Annotated in this window: 28 protein-coding genes and 2 pseudogenes; 9 read left to right on the forward strand and 21 right to left on the reverse strand. The window is 37.7% G+C overall.

Going from position 1 to position 26,539, the window contains the following annotated elements:
* The 18 genes and pseudogenes from ACFSBH_RS06275 to mutY all read right to left on the reverse strand — a co-directional run.
* Positions 1-673, reverse strand: a pseudogene (locus ACFSBH_RS06275) (IS3 family transposase); the annotation flags it as partial.
* Positions 674-836: 163 nt separating this feature from the next.
* Positions 837-2,183 (reverse strand): type VII secretion protein EssB/YukC, encoded by a 1,347-nt coding sequence (locus ACFSBH_RS06280; protein WP_251512017.1) that lies wholly within the window; start codon positions 2,181-2,183, stop codon positions 837-839.
* A gap of 15 nt (positions 2,184-2,198) precedes the next feature.
* A complete protein-coding gene (locus ACFSBH_RS06285) occupies positions 2,199-3,023 on the reverse strand; it encodes a serine/threonine protein kinase (protein WP_251512016.1) in 825 nt (274 codons plus the stop codon).
* Complete coding sequence (locus ACFSBH_RS06290) at positions 3,020-3,883, reverse strand: PP2C family protein-serine/threonine phosphatase (protein ID WP_251512015.1); 864 nt, start codon at positions 3,881-3,883, stop codon at positions 3,020-3,022. Before ACFSBH_RS06290 ends, ACFSBH_RS06285 begins: the two co-directional genes overlap by 4 nt.
* On the reverse strand, positions 3,876-5,327 hold the full coding sequence (locus ACFSBH_RS06295; RefSeq protein ID WP_251512014.1) for a DUF6382 domain-containing protein: 1,452 nt from the start codon (positions 5,325-5,327) through the stop codon (positions 3,876-3,878). The genes ACFSBH_RS06290 and ACFSBH_RS06295 overlap by 8 nt, the downstream gene beginning before the upstream one ends.
* Positions 5,328-5,339: 12 nt before the next feature.
* Positions 5,340-5,837, reverse strand: coding sequence for an A24 family peptidase (locus ACFSBH_RS06300; RefSeq protein ID WP_379596615.1), 498 nt, complete (start codon positions 5,835-5,837; stop codon positions 5,340-5,342).
* A 44-nt stretch (positions 5,838-5,881) separates the two neighbouring features.
* Positions 5,882-6,466 carry a TadE/TadG family type IV pilus assembly protein gene (locus ACFSBH_RS06305; RefSeq protein WP_251512012.1) on the reverse strand — a complete coding sequence of 195 codons (585 nt, stop codon included), beginning with the start codon at positions 6,464-6,466 and terminating at the stop codon, positions 5,882-5,884.
* A gap of 88 nt (positions 6,467-6,554) precedes the next feature.
* Positions 6,555-7,157, reverse strand: a complete 603-nt coding sequence (locus tag ACFSBH_RS06310; protein ID WP_251512011.1) for a DUF4352 domain-containing protein — start codon at positions 7,155-7,157, stop codon at positions 6,555-6,557.
* A 15-nt stretch (positions 7,158-7,172) separates the two neighbouring features.
* The gene (locus ACFSBH_RS06315; RefSeq protein WP_251512010.1) at positions 7,173-9,452 is read right to left on the reverse strand and encodes a Tad domain-containing protein; all 2,280 of its coding nucleotides are present in this window, start codon (positions 9,450-9,452) and stop codon (positions 7,173-7,175) included.
* Between the two features lie 56 nt (positions 9,453-9,508).
* Positions 9,509-10,186 (reverse strand): DUF4352 domain-containing protein, encoded by a 678-nt coding sequence (locus ACFSBH_RS06320; RefSeq protein ID WP_251512009.1) that lies wholly within the window; start codon positions 10,184-10,186, stop codon positions 9,509-9,511.
* 19 nt (positions 10,187-10,205) lie between these two features.
* Positions 10,206-10,847 carry a TadE family protein gene (locus ACFSBH_RS06325; protein WP_251512008.1) on the reverse strand — a complete coding sequence of 214 codons (642 nt, stop codon included), beginning with the start codon at positions 10,845-10,847 and terminating at the stop codon, positions 10,206-10,208.
* A 50-nt stretch (positions 10,848-10,897) separates the two neighbouring features.
* Positions 10,898-11,080 (reverse strand): Flp1 family type IVb pilin, encoded by a 183-nt coding sequence (locus tag ACFSBH_RS06330; protein WP_251512006.1) that lies wholly within the window; start codon positions 11,078-11,080, stop codon positions 10,898-10,900.
* A 27-nt stretch (positions 11,081-11,107) separates the two neighbouring features.
* Positions 11,108-11,974: a type II secretion system F family protein gene (locus ACFSBH_RS06335; RefSeq protein WP_251512004.1), complete on the reverse strand. Its 867-nt coding sequence runs from the start codon at positions 11,972-11,974 to the stop codon at positions 11,108-11,110.
* A 24-nt stretch (positions 11,975-11,998) separates the two neighbouring features.
* The gene (locus tag ACFSBH_RS06340; protein ID WP_251512001.1) at positions 11,999-12,928 is read right to left on the reverse strand and encodes a type II secretion system F family protein; all 930 of its coding nucleotides are present in this window, start codon (positions 12,926-12,928) and stop codon (positions 11,999-12,001) included.
* 20 nt (positions 12,929-12,948) lie between these two features.
* Entirely contained in the window at positions 12,949-14,133 is a 1,185-nt protein-coding gene (locus tag ACFSBH_RS06345) for a CpaF family protein (protein WP_251512033.1), read from the reverse strand.
* Between the two features lie 115 nt (positions 14,134-14,248).
* Positions 14,249-15,352, reverse strand: coding sequence for an AAA family ATPase (locus ACFSBH_RS06350; RefSeq protein WP_251511999.1), 1,104 nt, complete (start codon positions 15,350-15,352; stop codon positions 14,249-14,251).
* Positions 15,353-16,440: 1,088 nt separating this feature from the next.
* Positions 16,441-16,689: a gamma-type small acid-soluble spore protein gene (locus ACFSBH_RS06355; protein WP_251511997.1), complete on the reverse strand. Its 249-nt coding sequence runs from the start codon at positions 16,687-16,689 to the stop codon at positions 16,441-16,443.
* Between the two features lie 94 nt (positions 16,690-16,783).
* The gene (gene mutY, locus ACFSBH_RS06360) at positions 16,784-17,854 is read right to left on the reverse strand and encodes an A/G-specific adenine glycosylase (protein ID WP_285853557.1); all 1,071 of its coding nucleotides are present in this window, start codon (positions 17,852-17,854) and stop codon (positions 16,784-16,786) included.
* Positions 17,855-17,979: 125 nt separating this feature from the next.
* Here mutY and ACFSBH_RS06365 point away from each other — a divergent pair, with 125 nt between their 5' ends.
* On the forward strand, positions 17,980-18,963 hold the full coding sequence (locus tag ACFSBH_RS06365; RefSeq protein WP_251511995.1) for a metal-dependent hydrolase: 984 nt from the start codon (positions 17,980-17,982) through the stop codon (positions 18,961-18,963).
* 86 nt (positions 18,964-19,049) lie between these two features.
* On the opposite strand, the gene ACFSBH_RS06370 is transcribed toward ACFSBH_RS06365, so the two are convergent.
* Positions 19,050-19,382, reverse strand: a complete 333-nt coding sequence (locus ACFSBH_RS06370; RefSeq protein ID WP_251511992.1) for a YfhH family protein — start codon at positions 19,380-19,382, stop codon at positions 19,050-19,052.
* Positions 19,383-19,460: 78 nt separating this feature from the next.
* A complete protein-coding gene (gene recX / locus ACFSBH_RS06375) occupies positions 19,461-20,270 on the reverse strand; it encodes a recombination regulator RecX (RefSeq protein WP_349774314.1) in 810 nt (269 codons plus the stop codon).
* A 108-nt stretch (positions 20,271-20,378) separates the two neighbouring features.
* Here recX and ACFSBH_RS06380 point away from each other — a divergent pair.
* From ACFSBH_RS06380 to ACFSBH_RS06415, 8 genes and pseudogenes are all read left to right on the forward strand, one after another.
* Positions 20,379-20,465, forward strand: a pseudogene (locus ACFSBH_RS06380) (GDP-mannose 4,6-dehydratase); the annotation flags it as partial.
* 37 nt (positions 20,466-20,502) lie between these two features.
* Positions 20,503-21,246, forward strand: coding sequence for a TIGR01777 family oxidoreductase (locus ACFSBH_RS06385; protein ID WP_379596623.1), 744 nt, complete (start codon positions 20,503-20,505; stop codon positions 21,244-21,246).
* Between the two features lie 375 nt (positions 21,247-21,621).
* On the forward strand, positions 21,622-22,179 hold the full coding sequence (locus ACFSBH_RS06390; protein ID WP_251511986.1) for a GNAT family N-acetyltransferase: 558 nt from the start codon (positions 21,622-21,624) through the stop codon (positions 22,177-22,179).
* 203 nt (positions 22,180-22,382) lie between these two features.
* Positions 22,383-22,784 (forward strand): GntR family transcriptional regulator, encoded by a 402-nt coding sequence (locus ACFSBH_RS06395; protein ID WP_251511984.1) that lies wholly within the window; start codon positions 22,383-22,385, stop codon positions 22,782-22,784.
* The gene (locus ACFSBH_RS06400; protein WP_251511982.1) at positions 22,777-23,877 is read left to right on the forward strand and encodes a DUF1648 domain-containing protein; all 1,101 of its coding nucleotides are present in this window, start codon (positions 22,777-22,779) and stop codon (positions 23,875-23,877) included. The genes ACFSBH_RS06395 and ACFSBH_RS06400 overlap by 8 nt, the downstream gene beginning before the upstream one ends.
* Positions 23,878-23,896: 19 nt before the next feature.
* On the forward strand, positions 23,897-24,094 hold the full coding sequence (locus tag ACFSBH_RS06405) for a PLD nuclease N-terminal domain-containing protein (protein ID WP_251511979.1): 198 nt from the start codon (positions 23,897-23,899) through the stop codon (positions 24,092-24,094).
* A gap of 3 nt (positions 24,095-24,097) precedes the next feature.
* Complete coding sequence (locus ACFSBH_RS06410) at positions 24,098-25,006, forward strand: ABC transporter ATP-binding protein (RefSeq protein ID WP_251511977.1); 909 nt, start codon at positions 24,098-24,100, stop codon at positions 25,004-25,006.
* Complete coding sequence (locus ACFSBH_RS06415) at positions 25,003-25,782, forward strand: ABC transporter permease (protein WP_379596627.1); 780 nt, start codon at positions 25,003-25,005, stop codon at positions 25,780-25,782. The genes ACFSBH_RS06410 and ACFSBH_RS06415 overlap by 4 nt, the downstream gene beginning before the upstream one ends.
* 55 nt (positions 25,783-25,837) lie before the next feature.
* On the opposite strand, the gene ACFSBH_RS06420 is transcribed toward ACFSBH_RS06415, so the two are convergent.
* Complete coding sequence (locus tag ACFSBH_RS06420) at positions 25,838-26,539, reverse strand: hypothetical protein (RefSeq protein WP_251511973.1); 702 nt, start codon at positions 26,537-26,539, stop codon at positions 25,838-25,840.

The following is a 26,539-nucleotide window of genomic DNA, read 5'->3' on the forward strand; positions in this document are numbered from 1 at the left end:
TAAGATTTGTATTTTTTCATTCGCACTAAACATTTTAGGCCAAGTTCTTTCATAATACGTTGGATCTTTTTATGGTTCACTTTTTGTCCACGGTTAGCTAGCTCATCACGAATACGGCGGTAGCCGTATCGACCATCATGTTCCTCATAGATAGCTTTTATTTCAGCTTTCAAATTAATATCTGGATCTGGCTGATTCATTCTCTTCACCAAATGATAATATGTACTACGTGGTATATCTGCGAGCTTTACGAGTGCCTTCACCGGATATTTATGCCTTAACTCATAGACTACTTGCGCTTTGTCTTGTTTGGTGATTTTTCCTTGTTTTGAACTAAGGCATTCAACTTTTTTAAATACTCATTTTCCATTTCCAGCTGTTTAATACGTGCTTCAAGTGCTTCTACTGAATCTTCAGCTGGTCCTTGTTTTGGTTGTTTAGATGATTTCTTTCCCATGGATGGACGCCCCTTACTTGGTTCAAGGGCTTCAATACCACCACTCTTCATCTTTTTCTGCCAATCATACACCATGGTATAACTAGAGATTTTAAAGAGAGCTNGGAATAGTGCTCTGGGAATGCCCAGTTGCTTTGCATATCCTTTTTTAGACATTATTTTCGGATTATATCCTTGGATAATATTTAACTTCATATCACCTGTATATTTAGTCATATTAAAACTGCACCTCCAATTGTTAGTTAGTGTCTAACAATTGGGGTGCAGTTCAGAATTGCAGTGCTTTTAATATACAATCTTCAGCTATTTGAATTCATTTTCTATTTATAAGCTAAGGAAAATCAGTTAGAGTTAGAATCCCTGTGCTCCTCACCTTTATTTACTCTAATTCCTCTATCATTTCTTCTAATTCTTCAACTTGCTCTTCTATTTCACTTTCATCTAAATCTTTATCTTTCTTTATTTCTTTTATTTGAAGCTTTAGACTTTCGATTTGAACATTTTTATTCTCGAGTTCTTCTCCAAGCTGCATTGCTTTTTTATAATTACCTTGTTCGATATAGCTGTAAGCTGCCAAATATTTTGCCCTGTCATTATCTTTTAGACTAGTATAAGTATCAATTACCTTATCGTATGCACCATTTATCCAAGCTTGTTCTATAATTACTTCCGGTAAGGAAGATTCTATACTAAGAATCGCTGCTTTGGCTTCTTTAGTTTTCAAGCTGCGCAATTCCTCCACTAAGCTTATTGGATCATCCATCCCCATGTTCACTGCCTTTTTAAGACTTTCTTGAGTATTTAATAAGAGGTATTGTTCAAATAAAATCGCTTCTGCATGATCTTCGAGATATGCTGCACTTTCTAACAGATTAATTGCTTCTTCTGTATCGCCGTGAATGACATGTTCAAATGCTTCATTCATTATATCGCTGTGTTCGAGTTCTTCCTCCAGCTCGGCATTGACTTCTTTTAATTGGTTGTTTTCATCTTCCAATGAAGTTTTCCTATCCATCTGTACATCTGCAGCTTGTGTCATTGGCATTACCTGAAATAAATATATCAGCAGGACACCAGCAATAAGTCCAATTAAAACACCAGACAGTAATTGTTTATTTGGAAGCTGTACTTCCTTTGCGGCAGCAGGTGTTTCCTCAGCTTGGAGAATTTGACGAAGGTCATGGATACTGGAAGCACGGTAAATTTTTTCTAAAAAGGGATTTCCTTTCTTTAGATTTTTCCAATCTGACACTTCAGAAAAACGTGTCGAGGAAAACAGTAAAATAATGATTCTCTTTAAATCAGAAAGGAGCTGGGGAACCGTCAATTCTTCTGTCGGAAACACAGAACGTATTCCACGATGAGCAAGCTTTACATTTCCTTCAGCATCTGCATAAATATTCGTCGGATGGAGAAAAGTTGTATATTGTGTACCAATCAACTTTTCGACGGAAAGAAGACCAATCGCTATTTTCCGTTTTATTTCCTGATTTGCTTCAGTGAAGTTTATAATTGACTGATAACCGCTTTCCTTCTCATAATAAATATGTACGTGGTGCTTACTTTCTTGACCGTTTAAGAAATGAAAGAATAAAGGATCTGTTTTCTTCAATTCATTCAGCTGATCTGCATCAATCAGGTTGGTATACTCTTTATCAATCTGATAAATAACCTTTTCATTGTCTTCCGTGATATATCCCTGCTTGCTTCTCTGCGTATCTTCCATGTGATCACCTCCAAGTTATGTCCGTTCCGCCATTTCTATTTCTGGGCGGAATATATATTCCATAAACGTTGGTCTGACTTTTATTAAACTGCTTAGCACTTGATCAATTGAATGATAGCGTTCATCCAAATTTGTTTCAGTCAGTTTTATAATAAGTTTAGCAAAAGCTTTCGGCAGTTTGCTTGCCACAATTTTTTCGACATCACTTGTATAGATATTTTCACCTACACTTACAATGTAAAACAACACAGCTCCCAATGAGAATAAATCGGAACGTAAATCAGCAACCCCATGTTCAAACTGCTCCGGTGCAGCATAACCGATTGTCCCAATTGCTTTATGCTGCCCGGCAGCCTGCACTGGTACAGATGCACCGAAATCAATCAAATGTACTCGGTTCTCTTCACATAACAAGATATTAGAAGGCTTTATATCCCTAATGACAATTGGAGAACTGTGATGATGAAAGGCATGAATGATGTTCGCAAGCTGAATTGCTATTTCCAGCACTTCTCGCCAAATAAACCGTCTTCCATCTTCTTCAATTATTTCGGATAAACTTTTTCCTGGCATTTTTTTCATAATAATACCGTGATGATATTTTGCTATCGTTACTTTATCGTAGAGCTCAGGTACATTTTCATGATGTACAGCAGCAAGTATTTTTGCTTCATTGTCAATCTGCTCATTAAAAAGGGTTGTTGGCTGTTTCACTACTTTCAGTACAGCCCGTCTTTCGGAAGATGTTTTTATCTCATAGACGAAAGATGTACCTCCTTCAGATAAAAAATCTACCACCTGGTATTTATTATCAATCCATTCCTTTTTCTCTAATATCATTGGTCATCAGCTCTTTTACCGATATTCACAGCAATCAAAGAAGCATCATCTTGAAATTGCGACGCTTTTATCATTCCATAAAAATGGTCACAGACCCCCTGCATACTTGTTCCTTCCTCTACATGCTTACACCATTCTTCTCTTAATAAATCAGCCGAAAATAAGTCATGAAATCCATCTGTGCTTAATAAGAAATAATCAGCATAGGTAAATGAACCAGAGGCTGTAAAAGGCTGGATCTCTCCTTCTACACCAAGACATTGCGTAAGATAATTCGCTTTCTCATGTGCTCTTGCTTCTTCAACTTCCATATGACCATACTTTAACTGTTCGTTGGCCCATGAATGATCTTCCGTTAATTGAATGAGTGACTTTTCCTGATTCAGATCAATGGTATCGTCGCTAGGGTTCTCTTTTTCCAGCACACGTTCCCGAAAACGGTAAATTCTTGTATCGCCAATATGACAAATATAATATCTGTTTTCTGCATATAAAATGACACTTAATGTCGTGCCGATTTTCTTATTTTCAAGTCTGCCGAATTCAATGAGATCATGATTGATTTCATGAAATGCATCAATGATGCTTGTCTCGCATTCATTCATAAAACTTTCTGCTGACTGATGTGTCCAAACGGTACTTTTCCACCATTTCAAAATGAAATTGACTGCGTAATAACTTGCTGCATCACCTGCTGAATAGCCGCCCATTCCATCTGCAATGATGGCAATATGCACTTCCTCATCAGGTTGAATCAAAGCGCTGGAGTAAGTAAGATAATCCTCATTCACTTTTTTTGAATCAGGCTTAACACTTACCTTCCCAGCAAACAGTCCTTTGCTCTCCAATGTATTATTCATAGACGACCCTGTATGTATAGACTGTTTTTCCGATTTGTATATCATCTTCATCTTCCAATTCATGAATTTTATAAGGTATGACTTTTTCCTGATTAACATAGGTCCCGTTTTTGGCACCTAAATCCTTCAGACCATACGTATCAGACAACCTGATGAATTCGACATGCATTCGAGACACACCAACACCATTTTCTACAAAATCCGTACCCTTCTCTGCTCTTCCGATAATAAAGTTATCGCTATTTAGCTCAATTCTCTCTTCTGAACCATCCCGATTTGTAATTAAAAAGTTTTGTACTTTTGGTTTATTTGCTTGAGGTATCATTTCTGAAGCATCGAGCAGCATCGTTTCATCATAAGTTGGATTTTGGGGCTGATCCACGCGAACCTTATTTTCAACCGCTGTTTCTGTACTCATCGCAATTTCTCGCTGAGGTAAGTTATAGTCTGCTTCCGTAAACTGATAACCGTCTTGCTCCTCTGTACCTAATCCGAAGTGATCTGTTTCCGTATTTTCTTCTGTCTTTGATTGTACGGGTTGTTTAAATTGCTTACTCTTCACCTTTACTTCTTTTTCAGTAATAATCGGCTCTACACCCGGGCGCCAGATAAACCAGTAGACTACTACAGCAGCAATGACAAGCAGGGACAGAATAATCGATGTAATCAACATCACCGTACTCGGAGAATCCGTGTAAAACTTCCAGATAACAGCGATCGCAAGAAATCCAAACAGAATCGAATATAGTTTAATTTTACTGCTTAATGGTGGAAGGCTTCTCACCTTTTTTATTTTATACTCTTCCTGGTTACTATCATCTTCTGACTGACTTCTGTTTACTGGCATTTCTTCCTGCTGTTTATCCTGCAGTTTACTTAATAATTGTTTTATACCTCGGAGACTGAAACCGGGGTCTTTTAAATAATTGAGAATCATTTTGAATTGCGTACCATTTAATCCTCTAACTTCACTCGCCATATTCAATAATAGCTTCTTCAAACTTTCATTAACCGAAATACGGCTGTTATTCTGTTTAATCGGCACATACATAAGATATACATCGTGATAACCTTTACCAATGTAAATATTCTCTTCATTTAAAACAAAATGGTTATCATTCAGCATCGTGTTGTTTGAATCCTGTAATGCTTGAACCAGATTGATGAATAAAGAATAGTATTCCTGCATCGAAGGGGGGCGCTCCTTCGATATGGACCGAAGTCCTCGTAAACCTTCAATCTTATAATAAACGGATACCTCATTGTTTACATCTTCAAATGTCATTGGTACTAGTCGCGGTATATAATTGGACTGGATCATTTTTACTTGAAGCTCCTGAAAGTCTTCCTGCTGAAATCCTTCAGATTGCGACTTTTTCATTTTAATGTATGTACCGTTCGATTCGATATATTCAATCCAATAATCATCTAATTGATTAGCCATTTTCATTCCTCCTTATACGAGATACATATAGTAAAATGCTGTGAGTACACCTGGAATAACAGCATACATGAACGGAAATTTATTAGATATGTTGTTTTTAAATTCATCCAACGGGGTCAGTGATTTCTTTTTCATTGATTCTTTGATATGTAAGAGTGCTAACGTGATATTAACCAAAAATGTTTTTGTAAATAATAAAACAATAAGTCCGATAATCCCGGCAAAAATAATCGTATACATGATTGCATATAATGAAAATAAAATACCTGTAATAGCTCCGATCGCCGCAAACAGTTTCACATCACCTGCTCCGAGCGCCTTAAAGATATAAAGAACGAGCATAATACCCCCTGCAACGAGCAATCCTAGTACAGAATTCAGAAATCCATCGATTTGATAAACAACCAGGTGATAAGCCATTCCGACCAACATCCCGGTTACGTTCAGCCAATTTGGCAGCCGCTGGTATCTCATATCATAATAGGAAGCAAAGATTAGAAATATGAACAATATAATAAAGTGGTAGAGCATGTCTTTCTCCTTTTATTTTATTATCAGCCTCCAGCCCAAGCGCGTTCGACTGTTTTCTTCTTGATTTTTATATCTCTCTCAAAGAATGGAAATACTAGACGCAGTTCATTTTCAACTTCAATGACGACATCTGAATCCCCGCGGGTCTGAGGAAAATTATGGTCAGTAACGGTGATGCCGCTGGCATTGAAAAAGTCTGAACTACCTACTTTCTTTTCGTATTTATCTCTGACAGCAGCTTCGTAGACTGATTCTGCAACATAACTATTAAGCAAGGCTCCTGTTGTAGGGATAGCATTTTTAATTTCTTCACTTAACGCATCCAGTAAGTGTTCCGCAATTACATTGTTCTCGAACCTGTTTTTCTGTTCCTCCGTTAAATCATCAATAAATCCTTCCGTTCCATCCATAATCGCCCCTTCAATAACGAGAGCAAGAAATGAATAGTGTGCAATGGTTTGACCAGTTTCATTTACTGATTCCTGGAGTGCCATCTCTGCAATAGCTATTTTCACAAATGACATTAACGCAAGGAAAAACAGTAATAAAATAGGGATAAGCAAAGAGGCTTCAAGAGTGATGCTTCCATCTTCTTTTCTTAAGTTCAATGGTATTCAACCCGCCTTCTTTCTTAGACGTTAATCAGAGGAATATGCTGCCTCATATAGACAGCATACTCTTAGAACAATGGTTCTCTTAAGGTATAGGTAATTCAAATCTGAATTCAAGGTCAGAATCGTGGGTGTTGAAATATAGTTCGACCATTCCGTCTTCATCTAAAATTCTACTTGTAATGAAAATAAGATCAGCTGTCATTTCTTCACCAGGTTGAATCTCTTCATTAAATTCTGGCATTGCATCCCTTTCCGGACGTTCATTTGTGAAGTCACCAATTAATGAAGGAGTCATTGTATCATTTACAGAAAATGCATCATCACCTGTGTTTGCCACCGTGATATTTACAACTGAAAATCTTGTATCCTCACCTGGGTCAGATGTTTCGGAAAAGAATTCAGCAATCGTATAGCCATTTACCTCATCTGCAGTAACTTGAAAATCATTTACTGTAACTTCATATGGAAAACCATACGAACTGCTCTCTGCTACTGCAGTTTCACCGATCTGATAGACATCTTTCTGTTCATCTGCTGTTTCGTTTTCATTATTATTTTCGTTGTTTTCTTCTGTTTGTTCATTGTTGTTATTATCAGCGTTACTGTTTTCCGAATCCGAATCATCCCCACTGCAAGCTGCAATAAACAGGGTACTTGCTAATAAGATCATTAGTATTTTTTTCATCTGTCAACATTCCTCCTAGTATGAATAAACTTTTGTTTTCTCTATGCTGTACGTATTCCCTGACAATTGACCACTTTCATTCGGTATAAGATGCGTTAATGCTGGGATGAATAATAAATCCACCTCAGCAGTGACTGTCGCCTTAATATAGGAAGGATTTTCATCAAGCCGGACACCTGTATCTTCTGTAATAGCTGCCTGTAACCGCCGCATTTTGTCATTATTGTAGCCTTCTCCACCTAACGATCTTACAATCATAAAGAAACGCATAAATGTGGGCATCGTCATATTGAATCGTGGAGATATTTTTAATGGTTTCCACCTGTATACGTTATTTCCTGTTGTCAAATCAATAAGACCAGTAACCGTTTCGCTAAAAGCCAGAACAATTGCTCTTAAAACCCCTAAAGGGCCAGCATAGCCTCCTTCAAAAATGATGAGGTCGATCAACTTTACAACAAACAACAACATTGCAATATCTCTAATAAATGCCAAGTAATTGGCACCAGCTGTAGTATAACCGTAAGTAATAAATTGTGCCTGCTTCGTTTCATATAAAAATGCACCTAATTCCGGTTCTAAATTATATGGGGCACTTGTACCATAGTTTGCCATAATATATTCATTTACATAGAGCTGATTTCGAAACGAATCAGGAAACCCGGTCATAAATTCAATAAAGTGTCCAAATCTTTCAAATGCATTTCTTATAAATTCCAGTCTTCCCGGATCTTCATCATCCAAATCACCATTGACAGCATCATAATCGGCAATATATCCTGCTAATTCATCGTATACGTCTTGATCTCCAGCCAAGTTTTCAAGACCGCTCAGTAAATCCCACAGGTCAGAGAAAGCATCATCTGCTTCTTCTTCTTTCTCCTCCAGACCATCTTGTTCTTCCAGTAATTCTTTGGAATCCTCATAGGCATTTAAATGATCCTGGAGTATTTGTGCATCATTATCCCGATAAATTATATATCGCTGTCTTAGCTCATTTTTTATATTAGTAGCGGCATTCACATGATCCTTAATCGTTTTATAAAAACCATCTACAAGTTGGACAACTGTCTTTGAAGCGTAACCGCCTGCAAGTGCTTCCTCTAAACTCATACGCTTATCTGGATTGAATTGCTCGGCCAATATTTCAATATGATTATAGATGTCCAGGAAGAAGTCTTCTTCAAGAATCATCTTCTCCAGCTTTTCAATTTCACTGCGAGACTCTTCATCGACCTCAATATTATCAAAGTTTATATTGTCCATAATTCTTGCCATTTGGTCATTATAGTCCATTGCAGAGTTTGGACCATAATTATCTGGTGACCCTTCAAAAGATCCCATTCCAAATAGCAAAGTATAGATATCTGATTTTAAAGTTGAGTGGAACTGGTTAAATGCTCCTAAGTGATTGTCCCTTCCCTCACTAAGGGCATTCTCATAGTTTTCAATTTCCTGCTGTCTTGCTTCTCTTTCTTCTTCACTTTCTTCCTCTTCTTCTTCGCTCTCCTCATCGCTATCATTAACCTCATCCGCTGCCTCTTCTTGCTCCAGCAGCTCATGATAACGTTCATTATAATAGATTAACTCTTCCATATTTAGTAGTCTGTCCGGTATTGCTTCAGGTAAAGATGGATTAGGTGGACCTAGAATAGTGAATAATCCGCCATCTTCACTTAGCATATTAATGTACTTCTCAATATCGGCTCGTGCCGCATCAATTTTCTCATTGCGCTTTTTAGCTAATTCAAACAGTTCTTTATACGATTCAATTAATTCTTCAACACTTTCAACTCCATCTTCCGTTACACTATCAAAGCCGGAGTTTCTGACAAAGTCGAAGATTTCCTGCCCGATTTGGGCTGGTGCCTGATACTTCATACTTTCTAAGATCTGATGCTCAAAAACTTCTAAATCAACCAGGTTACGATCTGTATCAAATGAAGCTGTAGCTGAGCCGCTTTGTATATTCGGCTGTACCATCGTAAATACACCGCTTAGTTCTCCTGCGTCGTAAAATTGCGCATCTAGATAATGCTGGAAGTCTGCTTGGGCTTCGGCTTGACTTCCGCTATATCCAAACAAGCCTTTCGCAGCCAATTTTTCGTTGAACTCTGCCATCGTTGAACGAAGTGCGGTATCGATTGCATTTTCCATCTGTCGCTCCGCAGTGACAATGCGTATCGTATCAATAAATAAGGCGTTAAGCAGGAAAATCGGCACGATGATAAGTATGGCAAATACAGAAACCGCACCTTTTTCTCCATATAGAAGACGTTTAAAAAACTTTTTCATTCGTTCTCCTCCTAGAAGAGGTCTTGATTTTCTGCTGATAGGAGTTAATTAGCAGGTTACTCTATATCACTTTCCAAAACGTCCCAGTTCGCATATGTTAAAATTTGTTGTCCACTTCCACCAATAATAAATCTGTACTGATCGCTCACTTCGCCAATTTCAAAAATATGGTCGCCAGTTACTGATTCACCTGGGGCAATTTCTCCCTCTAATAATTCTTCATCGAGCTCCACACCGGCATCCCTAAATATGTCATTCATCGTTGTCTGAAGTCCTCCCTCAGGACCGAATCCCGGATTATACATATTGGCAGCATCAAAACTGGCATCACCAGTATTTTTAACGGTAATGTTAGCAACGACGAAGGTTTCTCCATTAGGTTCCAAACCTGCGACGCTGTCTTTAAATGTAACAGAGTTAAGTGTTACATCATATCTATTCTTATCGTTATCTACAACCGTACCCGTATCACCGATCCGTAGACCCTCCTGATGATTTCCAAAAGAAATATCACCGTCTTCTTCGGACTCGTCATTATCAGTTACTTCCTCCGAGCTGTCTTCTTCATTGATCACATCTTCTTCAGTTGTTTCATTTTCTTCAGTTTCATTTGTTTCCTGATTACTATTTTCTTCCTCGTTTACTCCCTCATCTACCTTATCATCTCCATTGCATGCAGCAATAAATAATATAGTAATGATAAGAATGAATGATAGTTTGATATATTTCTTCATGTTAACCTCCATAAGCCTGTCAGTTGAAAAAGTCACTGACAGAGTCTAAAATGTTTTGCGTTGCATCAGCTAACCCTGTTACCCTCCATAAATAGTTAGCAAAGTTATACGTACGAATTAATTCAGGGGTCTCGGTTACAACGTGTGTTGATTCAGCCGTTAATGAATCACTGCCACCCAACATTTCTTTTAAAAATTGTGGCATGAACAATTCAGTTTTAGCAGTTGCTGTCACTTCACTGTAAATAATATAATTATTGTAATCTACATCTACTGTAAGGGCGTTATTATACTCTAATTCCGCTTTCAACAGTTTTCTGTAAAATGTGCCATCATCTGATGGACTGAATACCCCATCCAAACCAAACATGCCAAGTATTCCGTTATCAAATATACGCCAATAAAGTCCATCACCTGCAGAATCACCTAATCCCGGGTACAGATGCTTTTCAAACTCACCAGTTTTCAGATCCTTATTTGAATTGTTCCAAGTATATGCAACCTGTGATGCCGCTTTTTGTGCAGTATAATGTGCTGTTCCCATCTGGAAAATAACAATACAAAGAAATACTCCAGCAAGAACAAACATGAGAAAAGCCGGAAAGACGAGGGTCGCTTCAACAGTAAAGCTCCCCCGTTCTCCTTTCAAGAAGGGTTTCATTTCTAGTCACCCCAAATTTCATTGATTTTTCGATTCACTTTTTAATACTCTTATTCTGACATCGGTAATTCTGTCTCTATCGTTCTAAAAATACCCTCTACCCATCCGATCAGTTCGTCTCGGAACATAAGGGCAACTACAATGAGCACAGATAAGATTAGTAGAATTTCTACCGTCTCAATCCCCTCTTCGTCATTCCAAAAATTCTTAATAAATGTCGTTAATTGTTGCATGTTAATCCTCTCCTTAATTTTAATTTTTTAAAATACCGCGATAGCCGGGTAGATTACAATTAGTAGTACTGCTCCAAAAATAAAAATAATCGGGAATACCAGTTTAGAAGAAGCCTCTTCTCCCTTAATGCGAGTAATCGTTTTTCTCTTCTCCCACAATGTTACAGAAAGTTCTTTAAGGGATTCTGTAAGCTGCGCTCCTCCTTTCCTGTAGTTCATCATTACAGTCGTTGTGAATACAGATACTTCCTGTATCCCACTCCTGTAACTTAAATCTTTTAATGCGTCCTGAAAAGAAGTGTTCGCAGACATTTTATTCACTGCTTCACTCAGTTCAAAATAGAGCGGTGATTCAAAAATTCTATGTTTATTTTGATTGACACATTTCTCAAAAGCTCCCTGAACGGTTTCACCCGCATTGACTAAGAGTATAATTTTATTGACAAATTCAGGGAGGTCAATCAAAATTGAATCCTTTCTTTGTTTCACTTTTTTATCTAAATCTTTTACGAGAAAAACACTGACAATACCTGTTAACAAGGAACCCCAAACGAGCATTTCATAGTCGCCGCCACTAGCTTCAACAGCAACTAACGTTAATAGAACCAGCAAAATCAGTGTAATGATCATTTTGGCCAGATAGACTCTTGTGTGGTCACCCGACAGCTTACTTCCCTTTAAAATAATCATTTTCTGATGAATAAAATTAACAAGTCTTGGAAGACGTCTGTTTACATCCAGTTTATCAATTACTGTAAAAGCAAATGGCGCAAGGACAGGCAGGGTAATATCCTCTTTGTACAATTCAATGAATTGCTGATAAATTTTCTTCTGTTTTAAGCTAGTTGTAAGTACAACGAGCAGGATAACTGCTATGAGTATTCTGATGATCATGTCCTTTAGCCTCCCCTCTGTTCATCAAATCTTGATATCCATAATTTTTTGACTGATAAATAGACTTAAAACGATGAAAATCAGCGCAACAGTCATTACTACTGGACCAGGGGTGCCAAGATCAAATAATGGTGCAACAAACTCAGGTGAAGAAACCCGAAGCATCAAGATAATCCCGATTGGTGCAATCGCCATTATTTTTGACTCGAATTTCTTTTGTGAGACTAGTATTCTAATTTCTTGCTGAATCTCGATTTTATCTGAGAGAATATCTGATGTCTGTTTAATTACCCTTACTAAGTCTCCGCCTGTACGCTTACACGTAATAAATACATTGGAAAAGTTAATGATATCTTCAATATCTGAACGTTTGGCAAAATCGTCAATTGCCCGTTCAACCGTTTCACCATTTTCTATTCTTCTATTAATCAAGTTAAATTCTTTAATAATGTGAATGTCATCATTTGGATAGAGCAATTTTAAATCTTTTAACGCATCCCGAAATGCATTTTCTATAGATTGTCCAGCTGCAAGTGATGAAGATAATGCTGAAATTGCTTCTTTAAATTGCAAGAGCAGTTCATTCTTGCGCTTTTCATTCAAGCTTTTCTTTTTCATCCGCGGATAGAATACACCAAGGAGTCCTACAATACTTGAAACGATGAAGTTATCGTAAAATAAATAAGCAATCCCGAACAGCACCGCTCCAGCCATCAGCGTATATTTCACTTTCTCCCCAAAGCTTAATTCATATGTAGCATAATCAATTAACGTATTACCACCAAGAGTTCGCATCCGGATCGCTTGAATACTTCTTTCTCTTTTCATGCTTTCCAGTTTACTCTGTTCTTTTTCTACCTGTTTTCTTCTACGGGATTGGAATAAACGGCGAAAAACAAGGGTTCCAAGGAGGAAAATAATTAAAATCGATCCAATAATTTGTTCTAAATCCATATCCATCAATCCCCAATTAATTAGTCAGAAAACTGTTCCAAAACATCATATTTCCCAGCTAATTTCAATTTGTTTGTGGACACTAATCCATTTTCTGTTTTCTGTAATTTACCGATGATTCTTCCACGATAATCTTCGCCTTCTTCTTCAAACTTATATAACGGCGCCGTTATAATTTTTCCGTTTTCCATTCCTCTTACTTCCGATATTTCGACAACTCTTCTTGAATGGTCCCGGAATCTGGAAAGGTGAACCATAATATCAATTGCTGAGCTGATTTGTTGGCGGATTGCCTCCAGTGGCAGTTCCGCAGCACTTAACACCATTGTTTCCAATCTGCTTAGCATATCAACAATCGAGTTCGCATGTCCTGTCGACAAGGAGCCGTCATGTCCTGTATTCATTGCCTGCAGCATATCCAGCGCTTCCTCTCCGCGGACTTCACCTACAATAATCCGGTTTGGTCTCATACGCAAGGAAGCTTTTATTAGATCTTTTATCGACACTTCGCCCTTGCCCTCTGTGTTCGGGTTCCTCGTCTCAAGACTAATAAGGTTAGGAATATTCCTAATTTGGAGCTCAGCTGAATCCTCTATTGAGATGAGCCTCTCGTCCGGCGGAATAAAATTAGACAAGACATTTAAGAAAGTTGTTTTCCCGGAACCAGTTCCTCCGCCTATGAATATATTGTATTTCGCTTCGACAAGGTGCTGCAGAAAATCGGCAACTTCTTCATCCAAAGCTCCAAACTTTATCAAATCCTTCATAGTTAAAGGATTCTGAGGAAATTTCCGGATGGTCATTGCTGGCCCTCTTAAAGCGATCGGCGGCAATACAACATTGACCCGGGATCCGTCTTCTAATCTGGCATCTGCTATTGGACTTGATTCATTTACTACGCGATTCACTTTCGACACAATCGTTTGGATTGTATCCTCCAACTTTTGTCTATTCTCAAAAGCAACATCCGTCCTTGTTACTTGACCATCTCGCTCAATAAAAATTTCTTCATGATTATTTACCATAATCTCTGTAATGGAAGGATCATCCAATAGCGGCTGCAATGCGCCCAATCCTCTAAATGCATTGTACATCCGGTCAACAATCCGCTTTATCATCGAAGAGTTGATAGCGTGTTCCCTTGCATAAGCAATTACAGTTTCTTCTACAAGCCCCAATAACTCTTCATTCGTAACTGAGTGCATAAAATCGAGTGTTTCCCTCAGTTCCTCAATCAGCTTTTTCGTTATCTCATCCTCATCGAGTGCAAGATGTTGTTTATCATCTTCCGAGGCTGGATTTTTTTTAATTTTCAGATCATCAGTTTTCAACAAAGTCCACCTGCCTAAACAATTCTTGATTTGTTATAAATAATTGGGCAAGCTTCTCCCCAATCTCGGTGTCTCCGAGGACCTTCTGCTGCTCATCCATCTCCATCCAGGATGAAAAGAAAGGAATACTTGCTTCAATACTGAAATTATAACTATCAAAATTACTGAATAAGTTTGAAGGAACTTTGTTTAGGATATAATGCAGTTTTGTCTTATCGATGTCGTTACCAATAAGATCGTTATCCAATATATACTTCGTTCTTGCCATACTCGTCTCACTCGAACTTAAAATCCAGAAAACTTCATCACTAATCTCCATTGCAGCAGTATTGCGTTCATGCAATGAAGCATCTAAATCTATAATGATATAATCATATTCCTGCATTGCTTTTAGAGCACTTACCAATGTTTTTACATCAGACGCCGTCAGCATTTCCATTTCTTCAGGCAGAACTGGAAAAGTGAAGTAATCAATATTAGTTAAGGCATCATGTGATTTCAATGCTTCTATTTTTGAAATCAAACGATCTGTATTATTTTTTAAGTAGTAGAACACTTCCGCAGAAGACACTTTCGGCTCTTTGAAAAATAGATATGTAGTATGTAATTGTTCCAGACTTATATAAAACACACGCTTATTCTGCATCGTCAAATTTTTTGCAAGGGATAGGGAGAGTATCGTTTTACCCGTACCAGCACTTCCACTGTAAAAACTGACGACCGTCTCCTTGTTTTCCTGATAAAATGATTTCTCAATCCTGCCGTTACTTTCATAATAAATGGATAGTACTTGTGATAATAATTCATTGAGCGGTTGATATTTAAATACATACAGATCATGCTCAGCTGCATTTGATTTATCTTCCGTAATGATAATCACTTTATCAAAATTGCTTTTGTCTGATTCTTCCAGATTCGCATCCGTCAACAAGATATGCTGTTTTTGGTTACGGATATTATTTTTGAAAGCAGCTTCATCCGTGAAAATCTTTGTCGAGAACTTCGAACTGTTCGAAGGATTTCTCATAAAGTTGGAAAAATATTCCGCATAGACAGTATCCTGCGTATATAAGACGACTTTAACTTTATTCATCTGGATAACCTCCTTAAGTAACTTCATTTGCTTTACAGTAAATAATCAACTAGAGTATATTCATAGTCTCAAAATTATGTCAATATTGTGTCAAAAGCAAATGCTGCCTTTAAATAAAATTAATATATTGTGTTTGCCGGATATAAAAGGATTGTTCGCTTTTCATAACATAAAAATCCGGTCAATGTTAAATTTTTGTAACAAAAGTGAAACGCTCCTTCTAATAAAATCAACTATTTTATGACAATGTAGCATAACAAAAAATAAAAATCCAATATCGATTAGAGAGAAAAACAGAGCATAGCAATATCATAGGAACATAGATATAGTGAATGATACCCTGTGTTTTCACTATTAGACTATAAAACTTATTTTCTCTATATAATCCGACCTGCTTCGACAGGCTCACGCTTTCTAGTTCATTCGAATCGTAAACTCTAATTGTCTTTATTCCTATACCATAAATCGTCTCTAGCTCTCGAATAGTACCTATTTGTGAATTACAAGCCAACATGCCAGTAAATTTCATTACATTCGAAGTGCAAACTATTAGAATTCATTGGTAAAAATTACCTAAAAATAATTCTGTTGCAACCAACAGAAAATTCTCCTCACCCCATAATAAAAAATAAGTCTTATGACCCCGCCACGTTAGCGCCTGCTTCTTCATGGAATTTGCTAAAAATGTCGAAGAAAAGGATGATTTGCATATCCGTTGATATACAATTATTCCAGGTTGCCACATTATGATATTCATCATATAGCTGTATATTTGTTACCAAAGAAACACTGTGCAAAGGTTTCCCATTGCTTCTATATGTTTACATTTAATTTCGGGTTATCATAAAGCAGCATCCTTTCACTCTTGTCCCACCTGTTCTGCAATATGCAGATATATTTTGCATACTGTTTTAATCGAGCATTTTCTACTACCCAGAACTTTCGAGTATTAAAAGTCGAGTAAAATCTTTGAAATAGTCTTTTTCGAAATGTAATACTATAGAGAAATTTCACCACTAGATAGTCACCTTGCTAGTAAATAAAGTAAAAAGAGCTTCCCACTAGTCAGGAAGCTCTTTTGTATGTTGTTACTTTTTATTTTGTTGAGACTTTTGGTTCTGACGTCTTACTTCTTGCGCATCCGTTTCAGAAGCAAACTCAGTCCCATATTGACCTTGACTTTGTCCTTGGCCTTGTTTAGACTTTTGGTTCTGACGTCTTACCTCTTGCGCATCCGTTTCAGAAGCAAACTCAGTCTCGTATTGACCTTGCTTAGACATTTGGTTTTGTTGTCTCACTTTTTGCACGTTAGTACCTGCTTGTGATTTTTTCGCCATTGATATCACCTCCGTAACTATAATTTAACCATTTACGAAGAAGCTATACGGAGGATATTTTAAGTATTTTTAATAAAACTTGGTAAAAGCTTGCCTACTCTAAACCTTTTCTTATTCGAAGATGCGACACTGGAAAAGGTAAATTTTTCATCTCCTCCAAGTCGACGATACGTAAACTTGAATCCTTTACTTCCGTATCATTCACCTCAGCCGAATGAATATCGATGTTCCAGATCAAATGACTGAATACATGCTTCAAATCACCACTTTGCACACCCATTTGTAGTTGCACACCATATTTCTTATAAAACCATGCAGGTATGTCTTCAAGCTTTACCTCTTCTAATGGGACCATCGGGAATTGATACATATTGGCAAGCAAGCCTTCTTCCGGTCTTTTCTCAATCAAATACTTGCCTTCCTGATTTCTGATGATCAATGCCGCATAATGAATTGACTTCTGTTTCTTTGCTTTTGTTTTCACCGGTAATTCAGCTTGCGCACCTACTTCAAAGGCTCTACAGTGTTCCTGGACCGGGCAAATTAAACAAGCAGGAGATTTCGGTGTACAAATTGTCGCACCAAGATCCATAATCGCTTGATTGAAGGATGATGGATCTTCTTTCGATATGACTTCGGCAACAATCTGCTCAAAATATTTCTTTGTTCTAGCACGTGCTATATCATCATTAATTAATAACAATCGAGAGAACACCCGCATAACATTTCCATCTACAGCAGGCTCAGGCTGATTGAAGGCAATCGAAAGAATCGCACCTTGAGTATACGGTCCAACACCTTTTAATTTTCCTAATTCATCCTTTGTATCAGGAACTTTTCCATCGTAGTTTTCCACGACTTCACGGACTGCCGTGTGCAAATTCCTCGCCCTCGAATAAAAGCCTAATCCTTCCCATACTTTTAATACTTCCTCTTCTGGAGCATTTGCCAATGAGTAAAGGTCTGGATATTTATCGATAAACCGATTAAAATAAGGAATAACTGTATCAACTTTGGTTTGTTGAAGCATGATTTCGGATATCCATATATAGTAAGGGTCACTTGTTTCACGCCATGGGAGGGCCCGCTTATTTTCTTGATACCAGTTAAGAATTTCCTTCTGAAATGCTTCTATGTTAAAATTCTGTAATATGTCTTTTATCAAAACTTCACCTTCTTTTGGTACAATAAATATATATGAACGCTTTTTCCATCATGGTTTTTTCTACGCTCTCTGTCTTACGGAGGCTGGACCGTGATAATCATATAAGATAGGAAGTGTCCAATACGATGGATACCGCAACGCATATCGTTATGGGAGTTTCACTCGCAGGACTTGCCACATTAGATCCTGTTGTGCAAAGTGATCCGGCATTGTTTAATGCCGTTTTAATTGGAACGATAGTTGGGTCGCATGCACCAGACTTCGATACCGTATTTAAAATGAAAGATAATGCAACGTATATCAGGCATCACCGTGGTGCAAGCCATTCGATCCCTGCCATCATCATGTGGGGGCTCCTTGTGTCTGGAGTGATCTATTTATTCGCCCCAGAAGTGAGTTTCCTCCATCTATGGCTTTGGACATTTCTTGCTGTCATTATTCATGTGACAGTGGATTTGTTTAACGCTTATGGCACACAAGCACTAAGACCCTTCTCCAGTAAATGGATAGCAAAGGGCTTCATCAACACTTTCGATCCTTATATTTTTTCTTTGAATGTAGTTGGGATTATTGCATGGACACTTGGTGCAAATCCGGCCTATACTTGGATTACGATCTACTCAGTGATTATCCTATACTATATTAAACGATATTTGGACAAACGGGAAATTGTAAACAAGATCAAGGAACATTTCCCTGATACGTTAGAAATTGCCACTTCACCAACTTTAAAACAAAATTATTGGCGTGTGGCAATCACTACAAAAGAACGTTTCTATGTAGGAAAAGTGGAAAATCGCCATATTGAAATTGTCGATGAGTTTAAGAAAATCCCTTTACCGGATCTGCCAATTATTGACGTCGCTAAGACCGATGACAATATAGCGGCCTTCTTGAATTTTTCACCGGTATACCGCTGGGAGATCAATGAATTCGACAATTATACGGAAGTTCGGCTTATCGATCTGAGATATCGTTCAAATGACTACTATCCATTTGTGGCTGTAGTAAAAATTAGTCCCGAACTCGAAATTATCAGTTCCTATACAGGTTGGATATTCTCGGAACATAAATTACAACGAAAACTATATGCGAGTGATTTTGTATAAAGACAAGAACAGCAGGCATCCCCTGCTGTTCTTTTTTGTTTCCAACTTCATCGCCTTAGCCTGTAAAGGCACTTCAGCTTTCGGATTTAATTTACTTTTTTACCTAATAATGCAATCGGCAGTGCTTCAATTTCTTCATACTGCTCGTCCAATAAATTGATTCGATATCCCCATGCAAACACGCCATTAATATAATCAATTTTGAAACGGAAGCCAGGCTCCATTTTGAATTGATAAATTTCACCAGCTTTGAAATCGTCTGGATTCATTGTATATGAAATTGCCACCTGCATTTTTCTTTCATTGATCTGCACCTCGGAAATATTACCAAGCTGCTCTGCCCTCTGAGCTTTCTCCTTCAGCTCGCTTATTTCTTTATATAATTGTTCCACTGAATAATCGCTATAACGATATGTCATTTTTTATCCCCCATTCTTCCTCTAGCTTATCAATTTTTAACCGGGAATGGAATACACGAGACCCGCCCCAACAAAAATTCATTCCTGCTCTAAGCTTTCTTGAATGAAACGCTGTATTAAATCAAAGGAAAAACCCTTCCGATAAAGTCCCTCTGTCAATTTATTCCTTAATTCGAAGCCCGAAAACTTGTTCTGATATTTTCGCAAAAGCTTCTCTCCTTGAAAGACTAACGCTTCCCATTCAGCATCTGCATCCTTTTGGTCTGAAAAATTAACAGCAACTTCTTGAATGATCTCCCGGGAGAATCCTTTTTGCATTAGATTCACTTGTATCTGCTCCAACCGTTTGCGGAACGCATGCTTGGACGATTGGCGCAGCTTTTTTTCCATAATCTTATACACTTTATCAAATTGTTTCTCTGTAGTATACAGTTCCAAAACGTCTGCAACTATCTTTGCACTTACTCCTTTTTCCCTCAACTCTTGAGCTATTACTTTCGGTCCTTTCGTCGATGTGTTGATTCTTGTCCGAACAAAAGCTTCTGCAAATTCCCGGTCATCAAGCAGTTTTTCCTTTGTTAACCGGTCAATGATTTCATCTATGTATTCAGGTTCTACTTCTTTTTTCTTTAAGTAATCATAAACTTCCTTTTTCGTCCGCATTCGATAGCTTAAATAGTTGATCGATTGGGTATAGAATTGGTACAGCTTCTCTTTTTGGACAATTTTATTGATTGCCGCTTCATCTAATTCAAGACCTTTGCGGAGACCAAATTCAATAAGAATTGCTTCATCGACACTAAATGCATACTCATCAGCAAGGAAAATATTATACCGATTCTTATTTTTCTGTTGAACGGTAATCCGGGTAATTTTTTTCAAAACCATTCACCCCTTCCCTACCATATTATCATGAATGCCTGTATACAACTAATACTTATCCTATATAATAAAATGAAATCAAAGACGAATCATAAAGACTTCCGGAGGGATACCATGAATTTTCTAATAACCGGTGGTACCGGATTTATCGGTAAACACTTGACTGCAAAATTAATAACAAAAGGACATCATGTCTTTGTCGTTACTCGATCACCCCAATCACATAAAAACACAAAACATGTCACCTATCTATCTTATCAAGACGATGTCCAAGATTTTCCAGCAATTTATAGAATCTTTATTCGGCTATTGGACAGAGGAAAAGAAAAAGAAAATCCGTCAGAGCAGAATAGAGGCAACAAAAAACCTCATTGAATTAGTAAGTAAACTGAATGAGAAGCCAAAAGTTTTCATTAATGGTTCTGCTGTCGGATATTATGGAACATCTACTGAGATAATTTTTACGGAGAATACCGAAAAACCAGGAAAGGATTTTTTAAGCTCTGTCGTTGTAGATTGGGAAGATACCGCAAAGACAATTGAAAAAATGGGAATCCGCACGATTTATGCGCGATTTGGAATTATACTTGGCAGAAAAGAAGGATCTTTTCCTCTCATGGCTTTACCTGTTAAACTGTTTGTCGGAGGAAGTATCGGTGATGGAGAGCAATGGATATCGTGGATTCATATAGATGATGCCGTAAATTTACTGGAATTCTGCATTTTTAATGAAAGAATGCAAGGTCCTGTCAATGTTACAGCGACTGAGCCGAAACGCAATAAAGATTTTTATCGGCTTATGGCGAAAAGTTATAACCGCCCATACTGGTTTCCAGCCCCTAAACTTTTTATCAAACTCGCTATGGGGGAAATGTCCACACTAATCACCGAGGGCCAATTCGCTTATCCAAAACAGGCTGAAGACAATGGATTTTCTTTTCAATATCCGAAGCTTTTCCATGCCTTAAATGACTTAATATAATAACAATTTTCACATATAAAAGGCAATGAATTTGATGTGTTTTTCCCTAAAAAAATTTTAATAAAATATTTTAAAAAACCCATTCACATTTTCGAGAAACCAGTGTAAAATGAGTTAAGAAATTAATTACAAACTGCAGAAAAGAGATGACGATTAGGAAGTCTCCAAACGTTAGTTGAAATTAAATAGGGAAGGCAAATGGTGCGCCACCAGCATATATGTACTGGTTCTAGTGGGTTCGATTCCCACCCCGAATTTTTGTTGATCAATCTTTAGTTTTTTCGATCTTGAATAAAAATTCGTGGGTAGGTTTCCAACTGGGACCACTAGTGCGCCTTAGGAAATATACCCACCTGGAAAAAGGAGGGTTTTTTTATGCTAAAATTGCGTGAATTACATGAGGTGCCTGTACTGTATGAGTTGATGACACATCCCGAAGTATTTCCCTATGTTAGACAAAAAGCCAACACATTAGATGAATTATATTTTTTAACGAAGCAGACGATTGAAGCGGAGCAAAATCGTGAATTGATTTCTAGAACTATTCTTGATGAGTTCCAGCAGCCAATAGGAACGATTAATTTGTTCGATATTGAAGAAAATTACGGATTTCTCGCTACATGGATTGGTAAACCTTATTTTGGCAAAGGATACAACCGCCAGGCTAAAGATATGTTCTTTGATGAATTATTCCTCACCCAAGGGATTGATGGCATATTCATGAAAGTACGGAAGACCAACATCCGCTCATTGAAAGCAGTGTTGAAGCTCCCTTATATCGCATTGGCTAATGAAACCTATCCTGGAGTCTTTTCCAAGGTCAATCCAGAAGAAGAAATCTATGATTTGTTTGTCATTACGAAAGAAAACTACCTTTCTTATAAACAGTTCTCCCATGTGGAAGCACCTATGACTGGAGAAGTTGTTTCATAAGTTAGTGCGATCAGCTTTTAAATATTAACTATAAAAACTTAACAAACCAAAGTGATTCTTTTGATAAGGAATTGCTTTGGTTTTTTTCTATTGAAGAAATATGCTATTGCCTCATAATTTCCTATTGTACTTCAACAATTTGTCTGTTATACTACTAATAGAACAAATACAACATCTTGCCTGTATAGAAAGAAGGTGTGTTTATGTTTATCAAAATGGATATGGCCGCTGATAAACCAATTTATATTCAGCTCAAAGAGCAAATTATTGAAGGTATCGCCAGAAAAGAATTGCAGCCTGGGGATGATTTGCCATCTGTCCGCTCCCTTGCCGCTGATATTGGCATAAATGTTCATACCGTAAACAAAGTCTACCAGCAATTAAAACAGGAAGGATACATCCAAATCCATAGAAAGCGCGGGGTCATTATTCACCCAGATGGATTCCTTCCAGCAGACGAAAATTATATCAACTCACTCAAAGAAGAATTAAGACCTCTGCTTGCAGCAAGCATTTGTCATAACCTCACCATCGATGAGTTTAAAGAACTAAGCGATGAGATATACTTACAGATTTTAAATAAAGAAGGTGAACAACATGAATAATTGGTTTCCCTTGATCGCACTGCTGATCCTCATTCCCAGTTATCTTGCAACTATATTTATCCCTTACTGGACTAGAAGAACAGAAAGTTTCGGAGTTACGATTCCGGAAGAAGTTTATCATAGCCCATTACTAAAGCGTCTCAGGAAAAAATACGTGCAATCGACAAGCCTGCTTGCACTTTTGCTCACCCTACTTTTTTTATTCTTAAGTATGGGGGCCGATGAAGCTCAGGCAACTATTCTGCTGACTATCACCATACTTTTCTACTTTATCGTAACTGCTATCATTTACCTTATCTTCCACAAAAGAATGAAGAAAATTAAAGTAGCAAGTGCATGGAGTGCCGATGAAACACAAGAGGTCGTCATTAGTACCGCTTTCCGAAAAGAGAAACTGACCTACTCCAACTTATGGTTCCTTATTTCTCTCTTCCTTACGGTTGGACTGATTATTTATAGTATAATCAATTACCATTTGCTGCCGGATCAAATACCAATGCAATATAGCTTTTCTGGTGAAGTGACAAGATCAGCAGAAAAATCCTATCTTTCTATTCTTATGGTGCCTGCATTCCAATTTTTTCTGATTGGAGTCTTTATATTTTCAAACAGCATGATACAACTTGCAAAACAACAAATCGACCAGTCCAATCCGAAACTGTCATTGAAGCGAAATTCGATTTTCCGGAAACGTTGGTCCCTATTTCTCATCATCACCGGGAATGGCATCATTGCATTACTTACATTTGTCCAGATAGCGATGTTCCATCCAGTCAATAAAAAACTGGTAGTTACCATCTCACTAATTTTCAACATAGCTATCATCATCTATGCCATCTATCTCAGCTTCAAACTTGGGCAAGGTGGAAGCCGACTCTATCATGTTACCGGACCTGGTGGTACACAAATTAATCGCGATGACGATCGCTATTGGAAACTTGGAGTATTTTATTTCAACAAGGAGGACCCGGCAGTCTTCCTTGAAAAGAGATTCGGAATTGGCTGGACTATAAATATGGCACGGCCACATGGATGGATTATCCTAATCATCATTCTTGGTCTCGCATTTCTTATTCCTGTTTTATTAAGCTAATCAATTGGAGGGAACTAACATGGAATCTTTAGCTATTAATTGGCAATTAATATTACCATTATTTTTTATACAAGGGATTTTACTGATTGTCGGTATTCTCGATTGGGCAAAGCAAGGAGAAAATGTCCGGGGTAACCGCTGGGTTTGGTTTGTAGTCATCGTGTTCATAAATATTATCGGACCGATTCTCTACTTTATTTTCGGAAGGAGAAGATAATCCATGAACCTGCTTTCCGCCACATCTTTAAAGAAAACGTATAAAGATTATACTGCTGTACGAGGGGTGGATTTTTCCCTTACTTCAGGTAAATGCATCGCTTTAATTGGACCGAATGGAGCCGGAAAAACAACGATTTTACGAATACTTGCCGGATTATTAAAGCCAACGGAGGGCAAGATTCGATTTTCTGGTCAGCCGGCTAACGCAGATTTACGGAAATTTATTGGTTATCTGCCACAATATCCCGTCTTCCCAAGTTGGATGACAGCGAAGGAATTTCTGATATTCAGCGGAGAACTCGCATATTTATCGAAGAAAGAAGCAGAAGAGCGGGCAGAAAAGCTTGTGGAAGAAGTAGGAATCAAAGATGCATGGAATAAACCTATCGGTGGATATTCTGGTGGAATGAAGCAACGTCTTGGAATTGCCCAAGCAATTATTCATTCCCCAAAATTACTTTTACTCGACGAACCAGTTTCGTCATTGGATCCGATTGGAAGAAGAGAAGTATTGACATTACTTGAAAAGTTAAAGGAAGAAATGACCATCCTCTTCTCAACTCATATTTTAAATGATGCCGAAGAGGTATGTGATGACCTTCTACTGCTGCATAAAGGGGAAATCATTGAAGCTGGCTCCATTCTCGAGTTACGGAAGAAATATCAAACTTCGGTTATAGAACTCGAATTTCAAGATAATCCAGAACAGTATTTGGAGAAATTACGAGCTTTACCAAGTGGAACTTCCAGTTATCTCGATCGCAATACAATTAAAATTCCGGCAGCAGATATCAGTAAAGTTAGATACGAAGTTCTCAAAGCAGCCACAGAGGAAAATTGGCCACTCGTTGAATTTCATCTCAATCGAGCTTCACTTGAAGAAATGTTCATGAAGGCGGTGAAGAAATGAGACAATGGAAAACTCTTTTCAAAAATGAAATGGTTGGACACTTCCGTGATCGGAAATGGATTTGGGTGCCTCTCGTACTCATCCTCATCGCTGTCATGGACCCAGTGATGAATTATTACCTTCCGCAAATTCTCGATAAGGTAGGCGGATTACCTGAAGGTGCTGTATTCCAAATGCCAGAATTCACTGGAATTGATGCAATTCAAATGAGCATCAGTCAACTTAGCAGCCTAGGTGTTTTAATTATTGCTCTTATCTCCATGGGAACAATTGCAGGAGAACGAAAATCCGGAATTGCTGAATTGATACTTGTAAAACCAGTAGCCTACCCAGCATATATCCTTAGTAAATGGGCAGCACTTCTCGTCCTCATTATAGCATCTTATGTGTTAGCAATGCTGTTCGCTTGGTATTATATCGGCATTTTATATGATACCATCCCCATCGGTGATTTTCTTGTAATGACAGCATTATATGGGCTTTGGCTGACACTCGTACTGACCGTATCCATTTTTTATAATACAATCTTCAAATCATCTGGTCTTGTCACATTCAGTACAATAGCAACCATAATTTTAATAAGCGTTGGATCAAGCCTGTTTGGAGAAAAGTTAAGCTACAGCCCTTCTAATATTTCCAATCATTCATTTGAGTTTCTACACACCGGTGAAATATCAAGCTCTTTAATTGGATCGGCTGTGACAACGGTTATTGCATGTCTCATTCTACTATTACTGAGTATTTATATATTCCGTACGAAAGAACATGCGGGATAAATCCATATATCTTTAATCCACAAAAAACAGGAAGAGTACATCTTCCTGTTTTTTATTAAGCCTTTACTGTCGTTATCCCTCTCACTAAAAAATAGGTCAATCCATAAATCAGTATACTGATACCAAATACCTGAGCGAAGAAAACATAATCAATGGTGTGGTACAAGTTGAGAAAGAATTCAAACAGCCATCCTTGCGCGATACCAAATAGTAAAGTGACGCCAATCAGTCCGACAACACTGCCACCAATAATTAGGCCACCACGGTAAAACAACAGGGCCAATAGAAAGAATAGAGCAAAAACACCAAACATCATTACCGTATCTACGGCAATTCTTGTCAGCCATGTATCACTTCCAATTAATTGTGCTGGATGCAAAAACATGAATGAATGCAATCCAACTGCTTCTATAATCAGATTAATGATGAAATGAAGGGTACTAGAAATCATGGCCATGATAAATCCATACAAAACAAATAATACACCAGCTGCAGCAAAAATATTTTTCCGGACTGCTCCCAGCTTCAACGAAAAAGGAATATAATCCTTCACGATTAGAAAGCCGACTATCCCGACATTAATGTATGTTGCAAAAGGAAATCCAAAAAAGAACACACCATCCTGCACATCCAACAGTAAATACGCTATCCCCAATGAAAGAGCTAAAGCAATCAGAAGAATCGACCAAAAAATTGTAAACGAATGTCTTAGGTCAGATAAGAAAAAGAATAGCAATCCCTTCACTTGTCTCGTCAT

The sequence above is a fragment of the Oceanobacillus luteolus genome (assembly GCF_042678205.1).
Classification (GTDB): Bacteria; Bacillota; Bacilli; order Bacillales; family Amphibacillaceae; genus Oceanobacillus; species Oceanobacillus luteolus.

What these genes read in the sequence shown, in the direction of transcription:
- ACFSBH_RS06280 (WP_251512017.1), bottom strand. Translation starts at nt 2,183, where the DNA reads ATGGAAGATACGCAGAGAAGCAAGCAGGGATATATCACGGAAGACAAT.
- ACFSBH_RS06285 (WP_251512016.1), bottom strand. Translation starts at nt 3,023, where the DNA reads ATGATATTAGAGAAAAAGGAATGGATTGATAATAAATACCAGGTGGTA.
- ACFSBH_RS06290 (WP_251512015.1), bottom strand. Translation starts at nt 3,883, where the DNA reads ATGAATAATACATTGGAGAGCAAAGGACTGTTTGCTGGGAAGGTAAGT.
- ACFSBH_RS06295 (WP_251512014.1), bottom strand. Translation starts at nt 5,327, where the DNA reads ATGGCTAATCAATTAGATGATTATTGGATTGAATATATCGAATCGAAC.
- ACFSBH_RS06310 (WP_251512011.1), bottom strand. Translation starts at nt 7,157, where the DNA reads ATGAAAAAAATACTAATGATCTTATTAGCAAGTACCCTGTTTATTGCA.
- ACFSBH_RS06315 (WP_251512010.1), bottom strand. Translation starts at nt 9,452, where the DNA reads ATGAAAAAGTTTTTTAAACGTCTTCTATATGGAGAAAAAGGTGCGGTT.
- ACFSBH_RS06320 (WP_251512009.1), bottom strand. Translation starts at nt 10,186, where the DNA reads ATGAAGAAATATATCAAACTATCATTCATTCTTATCATTACTATATTA.
- ACFSBH_RS06325 (WP_251512008.1), bottom strand. Translation starts at nt 10,847, where the DNA reads ATGAAACCCTTCTTGAAAGGAGAACGGGGGAGCTTTACTGTTGAAGCG.
- ACFSBH_RS06330 (WP_251512006.1), bottom strand. Translation starts at nt 11,080, where the DNA reads ATGCAACAATTAACGACATTTATTAAGAATTTTTGGAATGACGAAGAG.
- ACFSBH_RS06335 (WP_251512004.1), bottom strand. Translation starts at nt 11,974, where the DNA reads ATGATCATCAGAATACTCATAGCAGTTATCCTGCTCGTTGTACTTACA.
- ACFSBH_RS06340 (WP_251512001.1), bottom strand. Translation starts at nt 12,928, where the DNA reads ATGGATTTAGAACAAATTATTGGATCGATTTTAATTATTTTCCTCCTT.
- ACFSBH_RS06345 (WP_251512033.1), bottom strand. Translation starts at nt 14,133, where the DNA reads ATGCACTCAGTTACGAATGAAGAGTTATTGGGGCTTGTAGAAGAAACT.
- ACFSBH_RS06350 (WP_251511999.1), bottom strand. Translation starts at nt 15,352, where the DNA reads ATGAATAAAGTTAAAGTCGTCTTATATACGCAGGATACTGTCTATGCG.
- ACFSBH_RS06355 (WP_251511997.1), bottom strand. Translation starts at nt 16,689, where the DNA reads ATGGCGAAAAAATCACAAGCAGGTACTAACGTGCAAAAAGTGAGACAA.
- ACFSBH_RS06365 (WP_251511995.1), top strand. Translation starts at nt 17,980, where the DNA reads ATGGATACCGCAACGCATATCGTTATGGGAGTTTCACTCGCAGGACTT.
- ACFSBH_RS06370 (WP_251511992.1), bottom strand. Translation starts at nt 19,382, where the DNA reads ATGACATATCGTTATAGCGATTATTCAGTGGAACAATTATATAAAGAA.
- recX (WP_349774314.1), bottom strand. Translation starts at nt 20,270, where the DNA reads ATGGTTTTGAAAAAAATTACCCGGATTACCGTTCAACAGAAAAATAAG.
- ACFSBH_RS06385 (WP_379596623.1), top strand. Translation starts at nt 20,503, where the DNA reads ATGTCACCTATCTATCTTATCAAGACGATGTCCAAGATTTTCCAGCAA.
- ACFSBH_RS06390 (WP_251511986.1), top strand. Translation starts at nt 21,622, where the DNA reads ATGCTAAAATTGCGTGAATTACATGAGGTGCCTGTACTGTATGAGTTG.
- ACFSBH_RS06395 (WP_251511984.1), top strand. Translation starts at nt 22,383, where the DNA reads ATGTTTATCAAAATGGATATGGCCGCTGATAAACCAATTTATATTCAG.
- ACFSBH_RS06400 (WP_251511982.1), top strand. Translation starts at nt 22,777, where the DNA reads ATGAATAATTGGTTTCCCTTGATCGCACTGCTGATCCTCATTCCCAGT.
- ACFSBH_RS06405 (WP_251511979.1), top strand. Translation starts at nt 23,897, where the DNA reads ATGGAATCTTTAGCTATTAATTGGCAATTAATATTACCATTATTTTTT.
- ACFSBH_RS06410 (WP_251511977.1), top strand. Translation starts at nt 24,098, where the DNA reads ATGAACCTGCTTTCCGCCACATCTTTAAAGAAAACGTATAAAGATTAT.
- ACFSBH_RS06415 (WP_379596627.1), top strand. Translation starts at nt 25,003, where the DNA reads ATGAGACAATGGAAAACTCTTTTCAAAAATGAAATGGTTGGACACTTC.
- ACFSBH_RS06420 (WP_251511973.1), bottom strand. Translation starts at nt 26,539, where the DNA reads ATGACGAGACAAGTGAAGGGATTGCTATTCTTTTTCTTATCTGACCTA.